The organism is Paraburkholderia sp. A1RI-2L (genome assembly GCF_048957375.1).
Classification (GTDB): domain Bacteria; phylum Pseudomonadota; class Gammaproteobacteria; order Burkholderiales; family Burkholderiaceae; genus Paraburkholderia.
Genome location: NZ_JARBTA010000001.1, coordinates 2115195 through 2133856 on the forward strand (window position 1 = coordinate 2115195; position 18662 = coordinate 2133856).

Annotated in this window: 6 protein-coding genes; all 6 read left to right on the top strand. The window is 62.6% G+C overall.

The features are described from left to right. Positions 1-233 precede the first annotated feature (233 nt). Positions 234-2015, top strand: coding sequence for an FAD-dependent oxidoreductase (locus PWP93_RS09770; RefSeq protein ID WP_421044336.1), 1782 nt, complete (start codon positions 234-236; stop codon positions 2013-2015). A 386-nt stretch (positions 2016-2401) separates the two neighbouring features. Then, on the top strand, positions 2402-3319 hold the full coding sequence (locus PWP93_RS09775) for a glycosyltransferase family 2 protein (protein WP_421044337.1): 918 nt from the start codon (positions 2402-2404) through the stop codon (positions 3317-3319). 197 nt (positions 3320-3516) lie between these two features. Next, the gene (locus tag PWP93_RS09780; RefSeq protein ID WP_421044338.1) at positions 3517-4185 is read left to right on the top strand and encodes a 4'-phosphopantetheinyl transferase family protein; all 669 of its coding nucleotides are present in this window, start codon (positions 3517-3519) and stop codon (positions 4183-4185) included. 190 nt (positions 4186-4375) lie between these two features. After that, positions 4376-5545: an acyltransferase family protein gene (locus tag PWP93_RS09785; RefSeq protein ID WP_421044339.1), complete on the top strand. Its 1170-nt coding sequence runs from the start codon at positions 4376-4378 to the stop codon at positions 5543-5545. Positions 5546-5975: 430 nt separating this feature from the next. Next, positions 5976-16151 (top strand): amino acid adenylation domain-containing protein, encoded by a 10176-nt coding sequence (locus PWP93_RS09790; RefSeq protein WP_421044340.1) that lies wholly within the window; start codon positions 5976-5978, stop codon positions 16149-16151. A gap of 18 nt (positions 16152-16169) precedes the next feature. Beyond that, positions 16170-18500, top strand: a complete 2331-nt coding sequence (locus PWP93_RS09795) for a condensation domain-containing protein (protein WP_421044341.1) — start codon at positions 16170-16172, stop codon at positions 18498-18500. Positions 18501-18662: the final 162 nt, after the last annotated feature.

Sequence of the window (18662 nt, forward strand, 5' to 3'; positions counted from 1 at the left end):
AATCGATAGCTGTTGATAGCTTCCCTGAAAACAACGCGCGTCGAAGAGGCTTTGATCCAAACCCTGCCTCATCTTGTTTGATTCCTGGCCGCGTCCGGTGAATGCCGCCGATCCCGACTTGGCGCTGGACCAACGTCCGCGCTCCCGGCGCGCTTCGATTCGAGCCGGTCGCATTCGTTACGCCGTTTCCGGTATCCGAAGCTATCTTCAACGCGATTCGAGGTCGTTGAGAGATGACGCATTTTATCGATTTCGAAGCAGATGCCGCGTCGCCCATCGGGTGCGAGCCGTTTGATCTCATCGTAGTTGGCAGCGGAGCGGCCGGATTGACCATCGTGCGCGAACTGTCCGGCCTTGGGCTGAAGATTCTACTGCTGGAAAGCGGTGGACTCCAGGAGTCCTCCAGCCACGAGGCGCTGAACAAGGTGGAAGTACAGGGTGCCCTCAACGACGCGAGCATGCGCGAAGCGCGTCAGAAATTCCACGCATATCAATTGAAGTTCTGGAGCGCCGAAATCCAGAAGTTCGGCGTCCGATGCCGTGTGCTGGGGGGATCGACGACTGGCTGGGCGGGCAAGGTTGCGCCCTTCGACACGACGGATTTTATTCAGCGCGACTGGATACCGAACTCCGGATGGCCAATCGATTCCGCCACCATCGCACCTTATATCGACCGGGCGGCCGATTGGCTCGACCTGGGGCCGACCATCCACGACCGCACGTTCTGGGGCACCGCGAAACTAAAGGAACCAGCCGAAGTCTCGCGAATGCAGCACTTGACGTCCTTCTTCTGGCAATTCTCCCGCTCTCGTCACGACGCAAAGGACATCATGCGATTCGGGCCAGACTTCATGCGAGAAGCACATGACAACGTGACGGTCCTTTTTAACGCGACGGTCTCCGCGGTGAATGTCGATGCAGACGGGATAACGGGCGTGCACATCATCTCGTCGCTCTCAGGCAGCAGGAGGCGAACCATTGAATCGGCGCATGTGGTGCTTGCCGCCGGCGCGATAGAAAATGCCCGCCTGCTGCTCATGTCTAAAGATCTCACGGGCGGCGCGCTGGGAAACCAGCATGACGTCGTCGGACGCTACCTGACGGACCATCCGTGCATTGCGCTGGGCGTTGTTTCGCCCGATAGCCACGCTCGTGTCGCCACATTGCTGGGATTTTTTCCACTGCGCCTGAAGTATCGGGCCTTTATGTATTTTCACGGACTCGCTCTTCGCCATGAGGTGCAACAAGGCGAGCGTCTGCCCAACATGGCCGTTTTTGCGCACATGCATATTTCGGATGATGATCCAATGGTCGCGCTCAAGCGCTTGATCAGGCGGCAGAGCGAGCATCCCGTGTCGGACATGCTGTTGGTCGTGAAAAGTTCGGGAATCGTCTTGAGTCTCATCGGTCGCAAAATCCTGGGCAGCCAGAAAGTGCCCTACCGGCTACGCCGCGCGATTGCAGACGCCGCAGTTCTGCTGAATGCCAATTTTGTGGCGCGAGACTATGTGACCAAAGGCACGGCGAGAAAGATCGAAGCGCTGACGCTAAATCTGATCTGCGAGCAAACACCACTGCCCGAAAACCGTATCACCCTCTCCGACAAGCGCGATCGCCTCGAACTCCCGCTTGCCCATGTCACCTGGGAGCCGGGAGTTTTCATGAGGCGCTCCGTGCTGAGGTTCTCGCAACTGCTGAAACAGGATCTATCCGCCGCAGGTATCGGCTTTGAATTTGCTCCGGATCTGGCAACCGGCGACATGACGAAGCTCGTCTTGCACGATATGGCCCATACCGCCGGGACTACGCGAATGGGCATGAACCCCGCGACGAGCGTCGTGGACGACACGTGTCAGGTACATGGCATACGCGGCCTTTACGTGGCAGGCGCTTCTATCTTCCCGACGAGCGGACATGCCAATCCGACGATGGTCATCATGGCTCTCGCGATCCGGTTGGCCGACCATCTTAAAACCCGAGTGGTCGCGCATCGCCTGACACACTTCGAGAGCTGACGCATCCCTGCATTGCTTAAGGGCGGGAATGACGCCGACGCCAGACGCAAAAAGGCCCGCAGTTCATCACTGCGGGCCCTTTTTTGCGCGGGCGGTGGACCGCCCGGGCAACCGTTCTTGTTCGGCCTGGCAGCATAGGGATACGTCTCACGATGCGCCCATGCTTTCAAAGAACCCACATTTATCAAACGTTGAGCCAACTTACAGGAAAGCCTCTTCATCGAATAGGCTAAATCTACCGTTATGCGTGCGACGGCGCACGAACGCACCCATTCCTTGATCTCCACAATATGCGTCACGCATGCAGCGCGACTGTCCTGGGGCATCAATCCGACGCAAACACACCCTCGTTCATACAAGAGCGAAATCAGGAAATCAGGCACGAGATGAGGCGCGACTTCGAAAATCTCTATGGAGTGAGCGTAATAATTCCACACTACAGTCGTGTTGATTTTCTTTTTATCGCCATAGAATCAATATCCAGACAAACCATCGCTCCGCGCGAAATTATTGTTATAGATGATGCATCGGGACTGCAATTCGAATTGCCAAGTCATTGTGGAGACAAGATAGCGTTGCGCCTGATTCGCGAGCCCGAGAATCGCGGAGCGGCGTGGTGTCGAAACAGGGGCATAGAGGAAGCGACTGGTGACCTGATCGCTTTTTTGGATGCGGATGACCGATGGCTACCGGACAAGCTGGAACGATGCATCGCCGCGCTTGGCCCCAAGCCTCCACAGCACGCCGCGCGGGTGTTGTTCAGCAACGTCATGCTCGTCGACGGGAGCCGGCGCATACCTGGCAACCCGTTCCCATACGATGGTCAATCGATGTTTGACTTCATTTTATTGGAAGGCGGATATTGCCAAACTTCATCTATTATGATGTGGCGCCATCAGTATCCGCTGATTAGCTTCGACGCATCTTTGCGTCGTCATCAAGATTGGGATTTTGCAATCAATGCGGAGATGGTGGGCAGCGAATTCATCTATATGCACGAGGCCCTGGTTGAATACTCGTTGAGCGCAAATGCCAAAAGACTATCTGCCGGGACCAATTGCGAGCCAAGCTGGAAATTTCTTAGAAAATACGAAAAATTCATGTCAAAGCAGCACGTGTCCTGGTTCGTATTCAACGTATTGATTTACAAGAACCTCGATTTACTGTCCAGATTTCATATCGCCAGAAAACTTATGGCGAATGAAATAAAACTACCAGGAAAAGGAAAGATATCATATTTTATGCGATTGATTGTCGGGAGAAGCGGAATCAATATGATCAAGCGAATGAAGCAAAAAATTTGAATTCGACGCATTACTCGACCAGGTTATCCATGTCCGAATGTAGACACTCCGGCAGCCTTGCTCCGCGGAGCATCTGGCTGCCAGGACCCTCCGCCAGTTCGCGCCCATCGATCCTGTAGAATCGGCAAGCACCGCCGACAATTGATTCCAGGCATGCAATGTCCTCTCCTCCCCTACCACCGCCCTCGTCACAAGACGTGCATATCTGGCAGTGGGATCTCGATGACTGCGGCGATTTCAATCTGGACTGGCAGATATTGTCCGCACACGAACGCGAGCGCGCCGACAAATTCCGCTTCCCACTGCATCGCCATCGCTACGTGGCGGGACGAGGCGAGCTCAGGCGAATCCTCGGCCGCTATCTGGCGCTACCGCCTCAGGCAATCGCGCTTGGCTACGGCCCGGAAGGCAAGCCTTTTTGCGCGGCCCAGCCGCCCGAGGGGAGAATTTGCTTCAACCTCAGCCACAGCGAGAATACGGCGGTTCTTGCAATCTCGAGTGGTTTCGAGGTCGGCGTCGATGTCGAGCTCGTTCGCCCGATCGAAGAGTCGATGCCCCTTGAAGTCTTTTCCCCCCGGGAACGCGCCGAGTTCACCGCCCTAGCACATGGCGAACGGCAAACCATTTTCTTTGAAACCTGGGTGCGCAAAGAAGCCTGTCTGAAAGCACTAGGCACCGGCTTCATCCTGCCTGCCAGCCACTTCGAGTTCGATCTTTCCAGCCGCGGTGACACGACACCCCGCCTGGTCGGCGGCAACGCACTGGAAGCAACACATTGGCGCATTCGAACCCTCCCGGTGAGTCCGGCCTGTGTCGGAGCGGTGGCGGCCCGGCGCACGGGCTGGTCAATTCTTAAGATGAATTGAGCGGCAGCGCCCGCAGGAGCCGCCCTTACGACTGCGCGCCCATTCGGGCGTTCGCTTTTGCGGCTTCGCCGGCATTGCGTTGCCCACCGAACACAGTCGTGCTGCCTGGGCCGCTAGACTCACTGACAGCTAAGGCCAGAGTGTGAGGCGGCTGCCTTGGGGTTGTGGGTCCCGGACGACAGGGGGTGTGATGGCTCCGAGCAACAGCAGATACGATGCCCTCGACGGTTTGAGAGGCGTCGCCGCCATTGCAGTGATGCTGCTGCATATTACCCAGGGCGCCATATTCAAGAACGCGTACGCGGCGGTCGATCTCTTCTTCATGCTGAGCGGCTTTGTCATTGCTCACTCTTATCGCGCACGGCTCCTCGGCGGCATGACGGCATATGAATATGTAAAAAGACGCATTATCCGACTCTATCCCATGCTCGTGATTTCGTTGCTGCTGGGCTTGCCCGTGTTGATCGAGGCAGGAACGCTCGGCATATCGAACTATCCGATGCGCAGCATCATCTCTGGAACCATCTCCAACCTGTTCTTCACGCCGTACATTGCCCATTACGGCACCGCGAACATGGCGACGGCGGGCGCCGATAGCGCAGCCTATCTCACGGTCGGCGAAATATTCCCGACCAATCCCCCCGCGTGGTCGCTTTTCTTTGAAATGGTGGCAAGCATTGCGTTCGTGTTCATCGTCCGGCTGGGCAGGCCCGCAATGCTCAAGATCATCTTCGCGAGCGGCCTCATGCTTCTAATATCAGGTATCCTTACCAGTTTCGAGATTCATGGGCACTCAATCGTCGATCTCGAGGATGGTTCGGTTGGCAGCGGAATCGATGGCGGATTCTATCGCGTAATATTCGGCTTCACGATTGGCGTCCTGCTCCATAAGACAAAAATCTCCGGCGTCGATCTCCGCGTCATAGATGGACTGAAACAAGTGCTTCGCAATTCATACGGCTTGTATGTCGCGGCACTGCTCCTGTTCATGTTTCCGCTGTCGCTTCGCGGCATGTACCCGGTGTTCGCCATTTTCTGCGTTGCACCCTGCCTGGTGATGGTCGGCGCCAATCTCGCCTGTGCGGGCGTGTTCGAAGCGAAAATCGCGCGGTTTCTCGGCTGGCTCTCCTACCCGATTTATCTCCTGCATTTTCCGATCGGCCGAGCCGTATACATGCTTGTCGGCATGCCCAACGGATCGGTGATCGTTCCGGCACTCGTCACATGCGCAGTCACGCTCGTGAGCGCAATCATCGTGACGCGATACGTCGAGGAGCCCGTGCGCGCTTTCCTGTCGAAGCGATTTACAGGACAACCGGCCATGACACCGAGTGGATTGACGGATCGGAACGCTGGATGAGCACAGCGCATGGGGCGCATGGCTGTGCGAGACGCGGCCCGCCCCGACGTGGCAGGTCCTGCAAGCCATACATCGGGTTCGTGCGTCTTCGCCACGCTGACGTTGCATTGTTCTGGGCCTGGTGCGGCCACTATCTCTTCGATTCCGTTGCCGGCTCGCATTAGCGGCACGCGGGACCATGCCTCGTCGGCACCTTGGTGTAGTGATTGTTGCATCGCAATGTATGTACGAAGGCGAACGGATCGGTAACCCGCAAGAAGATTAAATTTGACTTACAGCACATGCCGCGCTTGAGACACGGATCAGACGCGCATCGCCTCGTGCTGCTTGCACCAGCGTGACCGGCCGCCGATCGGTGTGCGAATAGCGCTCGCATCGCGAGACGTGACTCATTGCAAGGCCCCTCATCACCATCATTGGAGAGCGGCAAATGTCACATAGAGATGGATTGTCAGGCGCCCTGCCGGGCGAAACCGATCGCGGACCTTGCCTGGCAGCACGCTTCGATGCCATATGTGCTGAGTATGCCGATCATCTCGCCGTGATCGACGCAACAGGCGAAGAAAGCTATGCCACACTCGCCGGGCGTTCGGCCCGCCTTGCCACCATCCTGAGCCGCCAGGGACTCGAACGAGGCGAGCGCTGCGCCATCATGGTTCCGCGCAGTCGGGACACGCTGGCTTTGATGCTCGCGATCCTGCGTCTTGGAGCCGTCTATGTGCCGCTCGATCCGGCCTATCCCAGGGCGCAGCTCGATTTCATCGTTTCAGATTGCTCGCCCAAGCTTATCGTTGCCGAAGGCGCGGCTCTCGCAGACGTTGGCGGGCTCGATGGAGTACTAATCGATCTCGCGGATATCGTAGCGTCATCGGAGGCTGCCGAACCCGCCACGCTCCGGGCCTGCGGTGGAGACGATCCTGCCTACATCATGTACACCTCCGGCTCGACCGGCAAGCCGAAGGGTGTGATCGTGCCGCACCGCGCGATTTTGCGCCTGGTGCACGATCAGTCTTTCACTGAGCTCTCGTCGCGCACCCGCTTTCTCAACCTCGCGCCGCTCGCCTTCGATGCAAGCACACTGGAAATCTGGGGTCCGCTTCTCAACGGCGGCTGCGCCGCCATCATCAACGAGGTTCAGCCCTCGCTCGACACGATCGCCGCCGAAATGGCGCGGCTCGGCGTCACGAGCGCCTGGTTCACAGCCGGCCTTTTCAATGCGCTCGCCGACTATCAGCTGGAAGCCTTCCAGCCACTCAAGGAAGTGCTCACCGGCGGAGACGTGCTCTCGCCCGTCCATGTGCGCAAGGTCATGCAGGCGCACGCGGGGCTGCAGATCATCAACGGCTACGGTCCGACCGAAAACACGACCTTCACGTGCTGCTACCGCATTCCGCGCGACGGCGAGGCCCTGGCCCATGGCGAGGCCATTCCCATCGGCGAGGCCATCGCAGGCACGCGCGTCTACATCGTGGACGACAAGCTTGAGCCTGTTGAGGAGGGAGAAGTCGGTGAGCTCGTCACGGGCGGTGACGGCGTTGCGCTTGGCTACCTCAATCGCCCGGAACTGACTGCGGAAAAATTCGTCGACGACGTTTTCAACCCCGGCGCCAAACTCTACCGTACCGGCGACCTGGTCCGCCAGCGCCCGGACGGTGCCATTGCTTTCCTGGGACGCAACGACCGGCAGATCAAGATCGCCGGCAAACGCATCGAGCTAGACGAAATCGAACACGCATTGCGCGTGGCGCCCGGCGTGGCCGACGCCGCCGTGGCGGCATTCGAAGGCCGCACGGGCAAGTCCATCGCCGGCTTCGTGAAGGCCGACGTGGCCGATGTCGCCGAGGGTGCCGAGGGTGCCGTCTTCCTGAGCGGCTTGCGCGCCCATCTCAAGACGGCATTGCCCGACTACATGGTGCCGGCGGAACTGCGCGTCCTCGCGGCCTTTCCCTTGACACCGAACGGCAAGATCGATCGCAAAGCCCTGCTTGCGGGACTTGATACGCAAGCCGAATCACCGGCCGGGCCGCAGCCGGTCAATGACGATATCGCCGACAAGCTCGCGGCGGTTTTCGAGAGTCTTCTCGGCAAACCCGTCGATCGCCGCGCGAACTTCTTCGACCTTGGGCTGCGCTCGCTCGACCTGATGCGCGCGCACGCCATCATCATGCGCGACGTAGCGTCAACGATCGCACTGGTAGACCTGTTTCGTCATCCGAATGTTGACGCGCTGGCCGCCCATATGCGCGCCACGCTCGACAACGCCAACGGTCTCGCAGTCCAGCCCCGCGGTGACACGCATGGCGGGGCGATCGCCGTGATCGGCATGGCGGGACGCTTTCCCGGGGCGCAAAACGTCTCGGAGCTTTGGGGCAATATCCTCGCGGGGCGCGACTGCGTCACGCATTTCGACGTGGCGGAGCTGGAAGACAGTTTCGACGAGGGCGCGAGGCGCGAAGAAAGTTATGTGAAAGCGCGGCCGATTCTTCCGGACGTCGACCGCTTCGACGCCGGCTTCTTTGGAATGCTCGCGCGCGAAGCGGCACTCACCGACCCGCAACAACGGCTCTTTCTCGAGATTGCCTGGGAGGCGTTCGAAGACGCCGGATACGATCCAGCGACGATTGCTGGCGCCGTCGGGGTGTTCGCCGGCACCTCGATGAACACCTACTTCCTCAAGCACGTCTTGTCCGACCGCGCGGTCATCGACGAATTCACGAGCCAGTTTCAGATCGGCGAGTATCAAAAGCTCGTCGGCGCCGGCGATTTTGTCGCCACGCGCACCGCCTACAAGCTGGGCCTGACCGGCCCCGCTATCTCGGTACAGACGGCATGCTCGACCTCGATGACAGCGATTGGCCTCGCCGTCGAGAACCTTCGCGCGGGCCGCTGCGAAATGGCGCTGGCTGGCGGCGTGTCGATCACCTTCCCGCAAAAGCGCGGCTACTTCTACGAGGAAGGCGGAATGGGCGCGCCCGATGGCATTTGCCGCCCGTTCGATGCCGATGCCAGGGGCACGGTGTTCGGCAGCGGCGCCGGCGTCGTCTTGCTCAAGCGGCTTGACGACGCCATCGCCGACGAGGATCCAATCTATGCCGTGATCCGTGGCGTCGGCATCAACAACGACGGCTCCGACAAGGTAGGCTTCACGGCACCCAGTGTCGATGCGCAGGCCCGCGCCATTGCCATCGCCCACGCGGAGGCCGGTATCGATCCGGCGTCCGTTGGCTATATCGAAACTCATGGCACGGCGACACCATTAGGAGACCCGATTGAGTTCGCCGGCCTCGTCCAGGCATTCCGCCTCGGCGGCGTCGAGGGCGGCCAGTTCTGCGCGCTCGGCTCGGCCAAAGCCAATGTCGGACATCTCGACGCGGCGGCTGGCGTAACGGGTTTCATATCGGCGGCACTCGCCCTGCGCCACCATACCCTGCCGCCGCTCACGCATTTTCGCTCGCCCAATCCGGCCATCGATGCAGCCAACAGTCCCTTCTTCTTCAACACGGCGGCACGTCCATGGGCGCAAGGGCCCACACCGCGCCGCGCCGGCGTGAGTTCGTTCGGCGTCGGCGGCACGAACGTCCACGTAGTGCTTGAAGAAGCGCCATGCCGTGCCAGCGCGTGCGAGGCGGAAGAAGGGCTCCAGATCTTGCCGCTTTCCGCGCGCAGCGCACCTGCGCTCGATCGCGCGAAGGCAAGGCTCGCCGGCCATCTGGCGGCCCATCCCGCGCTCTCGCTCGCAGACGTGGCCGCGACGCTCCAAACGGGTCGCCGTGCCTTTACCCACCGCGCCGTGGTCATCGCCGACAGCCTCGATCAGGCACAGGCGAAGCTTCAGAAGGGTGCCATCGAAGCCCAGGCGCCTCAGACCCCGCCAGCGGTGGTCTTTATGTTTCCCGGCCAGGGCGCCCAGTATCCTGGCATGGGAGAAGCGCTCTATCGCACCGAGCCGGTCTATCGCCAGTGGATCGACAAGGGCGCCCAGGCGCTGATGCCGCACCTGGGGCTGGACATCCGCACACTGATGTTCAGCGATGCGGCCCAGGGGGACGACGCCGCGCACCCCATCCGTTCGACAATCTACGCGCAGCCGGCGCTGTTCCTCGTCGAATACGCGCTGGCGCAACTGTGGATCTCGCGCGGCATCAAGCCGGCGGCCATGATTGGCCATAGCATCGGCGAACTGGTCGCGGCCTGCGTGGCCGAGGCGATCGCCTTCGACGACGCGCTGTACCTGATTGCCAGGCGTGGCGCGCTCATGCAGTCGGCCGAACCGGGCGCGATGCTCGTCGTGCGCCTTTCGGAAGCCGAATTGCGGCCGCTTCTGCCCGCCGATGTCGATCTGGCCGCCATCAATGCGCCGACGCTCAGCGTCGTGGCCGGCCCCTTCGCGGCCATCGAGGCCTTCGAGGCCACGCTCAAGGCGAGCGACATCGAGCATCGACGCCTGCACACCTCGCATGCCTTCCACTCGCGCATGATGTCCGGCGTCGTCGAAGCGCTTGCGACGGTCGCCGACAGCCTGTCTTTCGCACCGCCAAAGACCCCGTATGTATCCTCGGTGACCGGGCAGTGGGCGGCCATGGATCAGCCCGTGTCGGGACGTTACTGGGCCAGCCATTGCCGGGACGTCGTGCGCTTTGGCGATGCGCTCACCACCGCGACGGCAGAAGGCAAGCCGCTTCTGCTCGAAATCGGCCCCGGCCGGACGCTGACGACCTTCGCCATGCAAGGGTTGTCGAAGGACCGCTATCTCGCCGCGGTTGCCTCCCTGCCTGATTTCGCCATGCGCGACCGGGAACTTGCCGTCCTCGCCGATGCGACCGGGCGGCTGTGGATCAACGGCGTCACGCCGATCTGGAAAACCGTCCAGACCGAAGGTGCGCGCCGCATCGTGCTGCCGACTTACCCCTTCGAACCCGAACGGCATTGGATTGAAGCGCCCGGAGCCGGGTCTGCAGCTGGATCGGCAGTTCGGTCGGCCGTTGCGCCTGCACCTGCTTGCGCAACCGCGAGCGCAGCGACCACCGCAGCTGCCATTGCCCTTCAACCGACTGCGGAAGCCGCGCCAATAGCCGCGCCGGCCTCGTCCGCCGCCATCACCGACATCGCCCAGACCGCCATGGCCCAAACCGCCCCAATCGACCGCAAACCGCGTCTCGTCGCCGAACTGGCATCGCTTCTTGCCGAGATGTCCGGCGAGGCGCCGGATACGTCCAACCCGGATGTGACCTTCTGGGATCTCGGTTACGACTCGCTCTTCATGGGGCAAGTCTCCCGCCAGCTTCGCCGCCGCTACGATGTCACGATCAGCTTCCGGCAAATCATGAGCGACTATCCCACGCTGCCTGCCCTGGCGGCGTTCCTCGATGGCGCTTTGCCGCCCGATCCCGAGCAGCCGGTCGCGCCCGTCACGGCCGCTGCGCCCGCCGCTGCATCCTCCGCTGCACCCGCCGCTGCCGCAACGGCCGCCGCGAGCGCGCCGCCTGCCGCTGCGGCACCGGCAGCTTCCATCGTTGCCACGCAATTGGCCGGCGTGCCGGCGGCGGGCGACCTCCACGCGGTCATCCGCGACCAGCTCGCTGCGATGCAGTCCCTGATGGCGCGTCAGCTCGAGATGCTTCAAGGGACGCCGCTCGCGCTCCAGCAACCCTCGGCGGCGGCACCCGCCCCGTCTGCGGCGCCAATCCAGCTCGCAGCCGCACCTGCGGCGCCGGTGCACGACGCCGCCTCGCGCGCCACCAGCCCCGAGATCAAGTTCGACGAGAGCCGGCCATCGCGCTTTAACGCGTACAAGCCCGGCGCAACCAGCTCGGCGCAGATGACCGCTGCCCAGACGGCGTTCGTCGCGGATCTGGCGGCGCGCTACTCGGCGAAGACGCTCACCTCCAAGGCGCGCACCCAGTCTTATCGCGCTGTGCTTGCTGACCCGCGCACTGCCAGTGGCTTTCGCGAGGAATGGAAGGAGCTCGTCTATCCCATCGTCGCCCAGCGCTCGAAGGGCTCGAAGATCTGGGACGTCGACGGCAATGAATATATCGATCTGGTCAACGGCTATGGTCAAACCGCGTTTGGCCATACGCCGGATTTCGTGGTGGAAGCGGTCAACGCCCAGATGGCCGAGGGCTTCGCCATCGGCCCGCAGTCCCCGCTTGCGGGCGAAGTCGCCCAGATGTTCGCCGAAATGACCGGGCATCAGCGCGTCACGTTCTGCAATACCGGTTCCGAGGCCGTGATGGCAGCAATGCGTCTCGCACGCACGGTGACCGGCAAGGACAAGGTCGTCTGCTTCGACGGCGACTATCACGGCCAGTTCGATGAAGTCCTCGTCAAGCCAGGCAGCGAAGCGGGCCAGCCGCGTGCGTTCCCGGTCGCGCCGGGCATCCCGCAGAGCTCCGTGGGCAATATGCTCGTGCTGCCCTACGCGAGGCCCGAAAGCCTCGAGTGGATCAAAGCCAACATCGACGACATCGCCGCTGTCCTGATCGAGCCCGTGCAATCGCGCCACCCCAACCTGCGGCCGAGGGACTTCGTGCAGCAACTGCGCGAGCTCACGGCGGCCAACGACTCCGCCCTGATCTTCGACGAGGTCGTGACCGGCTTTCGCGTCCATCCGGCCGGCATGCAAGGCTACTGGGGCATCAAGGGCGACATGGCGACCTATGGCAAGGTAGTCGGCGGCGGCCTGCCCGTCGGGGTGCTCGCCGGCAGCGCGCAATTCATGGACGCGCTAGACGGCGGCCAGTGGCAATTCGGCGATGCATCGGTGCCCGAAGTCCCGCCCACCTTCTTCGCCGGCACGTTCGTGCGTCATCCCCTCGTCCTGGCGGCGATGAAAGCCGTGCTGCTGCATCTGAAGGAGGCGGGCCCGGCGCTGCAGGCAACGCTTGGCGCGCGCATGGACGGCCTCGTGCAGCGTATCAATGCCCATCTGGAGAAAGTCGGCATCGCCACGCGGGCGGAATGCTTCTCGAGCTGGTTCTATATCAACTTTGCGGGCGAGGACCGCCTGGGCAGTCTGTTCTTTGCCTATATGCGCTACCTCGGCATCCACATCATGGAAGGCTTCCCGTGCTTTTTGACCACGAGCCATTCGGATGAGGACATCCGCAGGATTGGTGACGCCTTCATCGAAACCCTCGCGGCGCTCCAGGCCGTGGGCATTCTCGGCGGAACGACGCAAGCCCTCGCTGGCACGCAGCCGGCCGAACGCGAGCCGCTCGTGCAATCGCCGCTCACCGAGCCCCAGAAAGAAATCTGGATGTCGGCTCAGCAGGGTCACGAAGCATCGCTCGTGTTCAACGAGTCATTCACGCTCGAACTCACGGGCAAGCTGAACGAGGCCGCTTTCGAGCGCGCCTTCAATGCGACCGTTGCGCGCCACGATGCGTTGCGCGCGCACTTCTCGCGCATCGGGACCACGATGTACGCGGATGCGGCCACAACCGTTCCGCTCGTGCTCATCGATCTCCTGGGCCACGCCGATGCGGCAGGCGAACTCGCGGAGATTGTCGATGCGGAAGCGCGCGAAGTCTTCGATCTCACCCGCGCGCCGCTCGCGCGCGCCGCGCTCGTGCGCCTTGAAGCCCAGAAGTGGGCCTTCGTGTTCACGGCCCATCACATTGTCTGTGACGGATGGTCGATCAATATCATCCTGCGCGACCTGGCTGCCCTCTACGCAGCCGAAGTGTGGGGCACGCAGCCGCAACTCGACGAAGTGCAGAGCTTCCTCGCCTTCGCCAAGGCACAGGACGAGGCCGGCGTCGATGGACAAACGCGTGAATTCTGGTTGAATCTCCATCGCGACCCGGCACCGCAGCCCGAACTGCCCGGCGACCGCCCGCGCCCGGCGCTCAAGAGCTTTAACGGCGCATCGACCACACGCCATCTCGGTGCCGATCTGCTCAAGCAGGTCAAGACCGCTGCCTCGAAGCAAGGCTGCTCGCTCTTCGCCGCCCTGTTCGGCGCGGCCCAGGTGCTGTTTGGCAGGCTGTCCGGCAATGACGATGTCGTCATCGCTGCGCCCATGGCGGGCCAGTCTCAAGCCGGCGAAGCGCTGCTGGTCGGGCACTGCGTGAACTTCCTGCCCTTGCGCGTGAGGTTCGAGCGCGACAAGCCTTTCGCCACGCACATGAAGGCCGTGCGCGACCATCTCTACGACGCGGGTGACCGGCAGAACTACACCTATGGCGCGCTGGTGCGCGACCTCGGCATCAAGCGCGATTTCAACCGCCTTCCGCTCACCGATCTGCAGTTCAACCTGGAGAAGGTCGACGGCGAGCTCGACATGGCCGGCGTGACGACGCGCTTTACGCCGAACGCGAAGGCCTACAGCAACTTCGATCTGTTCCTGAACGTGATCGAATCGGCGCACGGCCTGCGTCTGGACTGCGATTTCAACACCGACATCTATGACGAGTCGACGATCCAGCGCTGGCTTGGCCACTACGAGACCTTGCTGGGCGCGATCGCGCGCGATCCCGAAACGCCGGTCGCCGCATTGCCGCTCTTGCGCGAAGAAGAGATCCACCATCTTCGCGACGAGCTGAACGCTTCCCTGTGCGGCTTCGATTTGTCGCAGACGGTCCCGGCGATGATCGCCACGCAGGGCCGCCAGACGCCCGATACGACCGCCGTATCTGACGAAACTGCAAGCCTGTCCTATGGCGATCTCGACGCACTCGCGAACCAGATCGCGCGCCGGCTCGTGGCGGCGAACATCGCGCCGCACTCACGCGTCGCCATCGCGATGGACCGGACGGCGTTGACCGTGGCCGCCATGATTGGCGTGTGGCGAGCCGGTTGTGCCTATGTGCCCCTCGACATGACGATGCCGCCTGCACGCGTGCGCCAGATCCTCGACGGCGCTGAGCCCGCCGCCATCCTCAGCGATCAAATCAGTCGCCTCGCGCTCGAAGCGGGCGCACATCGCGTGCTGAATCTCGAGGCCCTCCTCGAGCAAAGCGATGACGAAGCCGTGCCTTTGCCCGTCGTGTCCGATGCGCATTCGGCCTACGTGATCTTCACTTCGGGCTCGACCGGGCAACCCAAGGGCGTAGAGATTGGCCATCGCGCGCTGAGCAACTTCCTGTTGTCGATGGCGCAAGCCCCCGGCTTCACGGCGAGGGACAGCATCGTCGCGGTCACCACGTTCTCCTTCGATATTTCGGGGCTCGAACTATTCCTGCCGCTCATCGTGGGTGGGCAAACCTTCATCGCCGGCCATGCAGAGGTGCGCACCGGCTACGAGCTGGTGACGCGGCTAAAAGAGGAAGCCGCCACCGTCTTGCAGGCGACGCCAACACTTTGGCGCATGCTGCTGGAGGCGGGCTTCAAGGCACCGAAGGGCTTCAAGATCCTTTGCGGCGGTGAGCCGTTGCCACGCGATCTCGCCGACGCGCTGCTCGCAACCGGCGCTCAGGTGTGGAACCTCTACGGCCCGACCGAGACGACAATCTGGTCTTCGGCTTCTCGAGTGGACGCGAACGGACCTGTGGTGATCGGCGCTCCGCTCGCCAATACGGAACTGCATGTGCTGACCGACGACCTGCATCTGGCGCCGCAAGGCGTGAGCGGCGAACTGTGGATTGGCGGTGCGGGCCTGGCGAAGGGGTACTTCAACCGCCCCGATCTCACCGACGCCGCCTTCAAGTCGGTCGCGATCGAAGGCGCCGCGCCGCGCCGGCTCTACCGCACCGGCGATCTCGCCAAGCGGCTCGCCGACGGCTCACTGCAGCACCTCGGCCGTCGCGATCAGCAAATCAAGCTGCGGGGATTCCGGATCGAGATCGAGGAGATCGAGGCGGCCTTGCGTCAGGCGCCGGGTGTTGCCGCGGCGGCCGTCGCGCTGCATACGGTCAGCGGCAATGCCCGCCTCGTGGGCTACCTTGTCGATGCGAGCTCCGGGAAGGCCGACCACGCGGCGGTAGCGGCGCATGTTGGCGCGCAGTTGCCTGCCTACATGGTGCCCACCTTGTGGATGACGCTCGACGCGCTGCCTCAGACCAGCAATGGCAAGCTCGACCGCAAAGCCCTGCCCGTGCCAACGCCGGACATGGTGGCCACGCCCGTGCGCCAGCCGCATGCCGCGCTCAAGGTGGTCCCGCACTCCCCCATGCCGAGCGAAGCGGCGGCAATCGACACTACACTCTCCGAGCCTGTGTCGGCCGAGTCAGTGGCCGATTCAGTGGCCGACTCAGCGGCCGACTCAGCGGCGGACTCAGCGGCGGACTTGGTGGCCGAAACAGCAGCCGATTCAGTGACCGACCCGGTGACCGACTCCGCGGCCAATGCAGCAGCCGAACCCGCTGCCATGACGCCGACTCAGGACGCCATCGCCGCGGTCTGGCGCGATGTCCTCGGCCTGCAGTACATCGACATCGACCAGAAGTTCTTCAGCCTTGGCGCGGACAGCCTCCAGCTCTTTCGCATCGTCGCGCGAATGAACGAACGCGGGCTGGGCGTGGATGCGCGCCAACTCATGAAGAACGTGACGATCGCCGAACTGGCCGCGAGCCTCGATGGCACGCAGGCGCAGGAGCCGACGCAGGCTCCGGCCGTGATGCGGCCTTCGATTCTCAACTTCAAGCGCAGGCATGCCGAGGGGTGAGCGATGAACGGGATAGCCTTGAACATCGCCGATACTCAAGAGCTCGAGACCGGCTACGCCCTCTTCCCGGCAACCGCCTGCCAGGTACGGTTCTGGCATGAGCAGAGGGCATCGCCGAACGCCTCGGCGCTGAACATCGCCTTCCGGCTGCAGCTGTCGGGGCCGCTGAAAGCCGCGAGTCTCGAACAGGTGCTCGGCGAGCTGGTCGCGCGGCACGAGATCTTGCGTACCGGCTTCCTGATGACGGGCGCAGGGCTGCGCCAGCAAGTCTGGAGCGACGTGCCCTTCCAGCTCGAAGTGGTCGACCTCGCGGGCATCGAGGAAAATGCCGCCCTTGCACAAGCCGAGCGAGTCGGTCGGGAGCAGGCCCGCACACCGTTCGAATTGACCTCGCGCTCCTTCTTTCGGGCTGTATGGCTGCCCAGGTCGGTCACGCAGGGAGAGTTGCAGCTGACCTTCCACTCGCTCGTCATGGACGGCTGGTCGCTTGGGATCCTCGTGCGCGAGCTCGTGGAAGGGCTTGCCGCATTGCATGGCGGCCACGCCCCCGAACTGCCCGATGTCGAGCTTCACCATGGCGACTATGCGCTATGGAAGGAAGAGTTCCTGGCGAGCGGCGCGCTCGATCGTGCGCGCGCCCATTGGCGCGAGGAGCTTCGGGATTTCAGCCGCTTCGACGTGCCCGGAGATCGTCCCCGACCTCAGGAGCGACGCTTCCAGGGCGTGATTCGCTCCACGCTGCTGCCCGGCGCGCTGAGCGAGCGCCTGATAGCAGCCGCCAAGGCCCAGGGGGTGACGCTCTTCAGCGTGGCGGCGGCGGGCCTTGCAATGGCGCTGCAAGCGGCGGCGGGCCAGACCCGCGTTGCCATGGGCACCCAGATGTCGCTGCGGGATCAGCAGGAGCTGGAGGGCGTGGTCGGCCCGCTCATCAATACGGTGATCCTTCGCCTCGACGTTCCCGAAGGCAGCACGCTCGCCTCCGTCACCGCGCAGTGTGGCGCGAAGCTCAGTGAAGCCATCGAACATCTCCATTTGCCGTTCGAGGAGATGATGGAGCTGGCTGGCGAAGTTTCCGAAAAGGATCGTCCGCCACTTTGCTCCGTCAATTTCGCTCTGCAAAAGAGTTTTGTCGGCATGGACGATGAAGTCCGCCGGCACGATTTTGCCGCCACGACCTCGCCCTCATTCAATGCGGGCGCGCTCTACGACCTCAATTTTTTCATGGTGCGGCGCCCGGATGGCTGGCGCATCTCCTGTGAAGGCGACACGGATCTCTACGATGTGGAGACGATCGACCGCCATATCGCAAAGTGGCGCGAGGTGCTGGAAACCGTCGAGATCGTGGCGCAACGGCCATTGGCGCCGGTTCACGTCAATGTGCCTGGCAAAGGGACGCCGGGAGCCGTGGCAGGCGTGGGCGCCAGTGGATTCATGAGTCAGGCCGAGCTGGAGGCGAAAGCGCGCAATATCGTTCAGTTCAACGAGCAAGCGCCGGGAACGCCCATCATCGCGCTCAACAACACGGCCGTGCTCTTCGGGCTGGCTCAGCAGTTCGCCTGTGAGCGGCCGCTCATCGACATCCCGATGGTGCCCGAAGGCGCCCCGCGCGAGTTCCCGCAGCGGGCCTTCCAGGATATCGCAGCGGATGCCGTGCGGCTCATCAGGCTCGCACGGCCACGAGGCCCCTATATCCTCATGGGGCACTGCGTGCTGGGCGCGATGTCGCTGGAGGCGGCCCATCAGCTGCGGCGCGAGGGCGAAACGGTGGAGCTCATCATCCTCAACGATTCCTGGTGCCCGGGTTATCGCGAAACGATGCCCTGGTACGACCGGCAGCTGCGCAAAATGCAGGTGCGCGCAGACAACATCCCGCGCGACTTTCGCAAGGCCATGCGCGGCGAGACCTCCATGGCAGCCTTCCTCAACCAGTACCGGATCGTGCGTTGGCTCCACATTGCAGACGTTGCGCTGAAGCTTGGCCTGATCAAGGGCGACGCTTCAGAGCATCTCGTTGCCGAGAATCGCTGGTACATCGAGTATCTGCTGGCTCAGCAGGCGCGATATCGTCCAGCGCCCTATGACGGCGACGTGCAAATCTTCCGCAGCGATCAAGCGCTCAAGGGGAGGCTGTTCGCCTGGGATCTGGGATGGCGATCGGTGGTAACGGGCACTCTGGTCGTGACCCCGGTCCCGGGCATGCACGACCAGATCTTCCGCCCGGCAGGCGCCGCGGTCATTGCAAAACAACTACATGAGCGCCTGAGCGGAATCGGGCCCAACCCTGCAGTCGACGACGCTCCAGGCGAGCAGGATGTTCCCACGGCAGACCTGAATCGCGCCAATGCCTAGAGGCCGGTGGGTTGCCGAGCGGCTTGATAAAGACTGCTGGGCACGCCGTGGCGTGTCCCAGCAGACCGGGCGATAGCTGATTTGCGCGAAGCGTTCGTGAACCGAAGCGCGATCGAAATGAGAAGCGACTGTGCGGGCGACGCATGCGACGCCCGCGTGTGC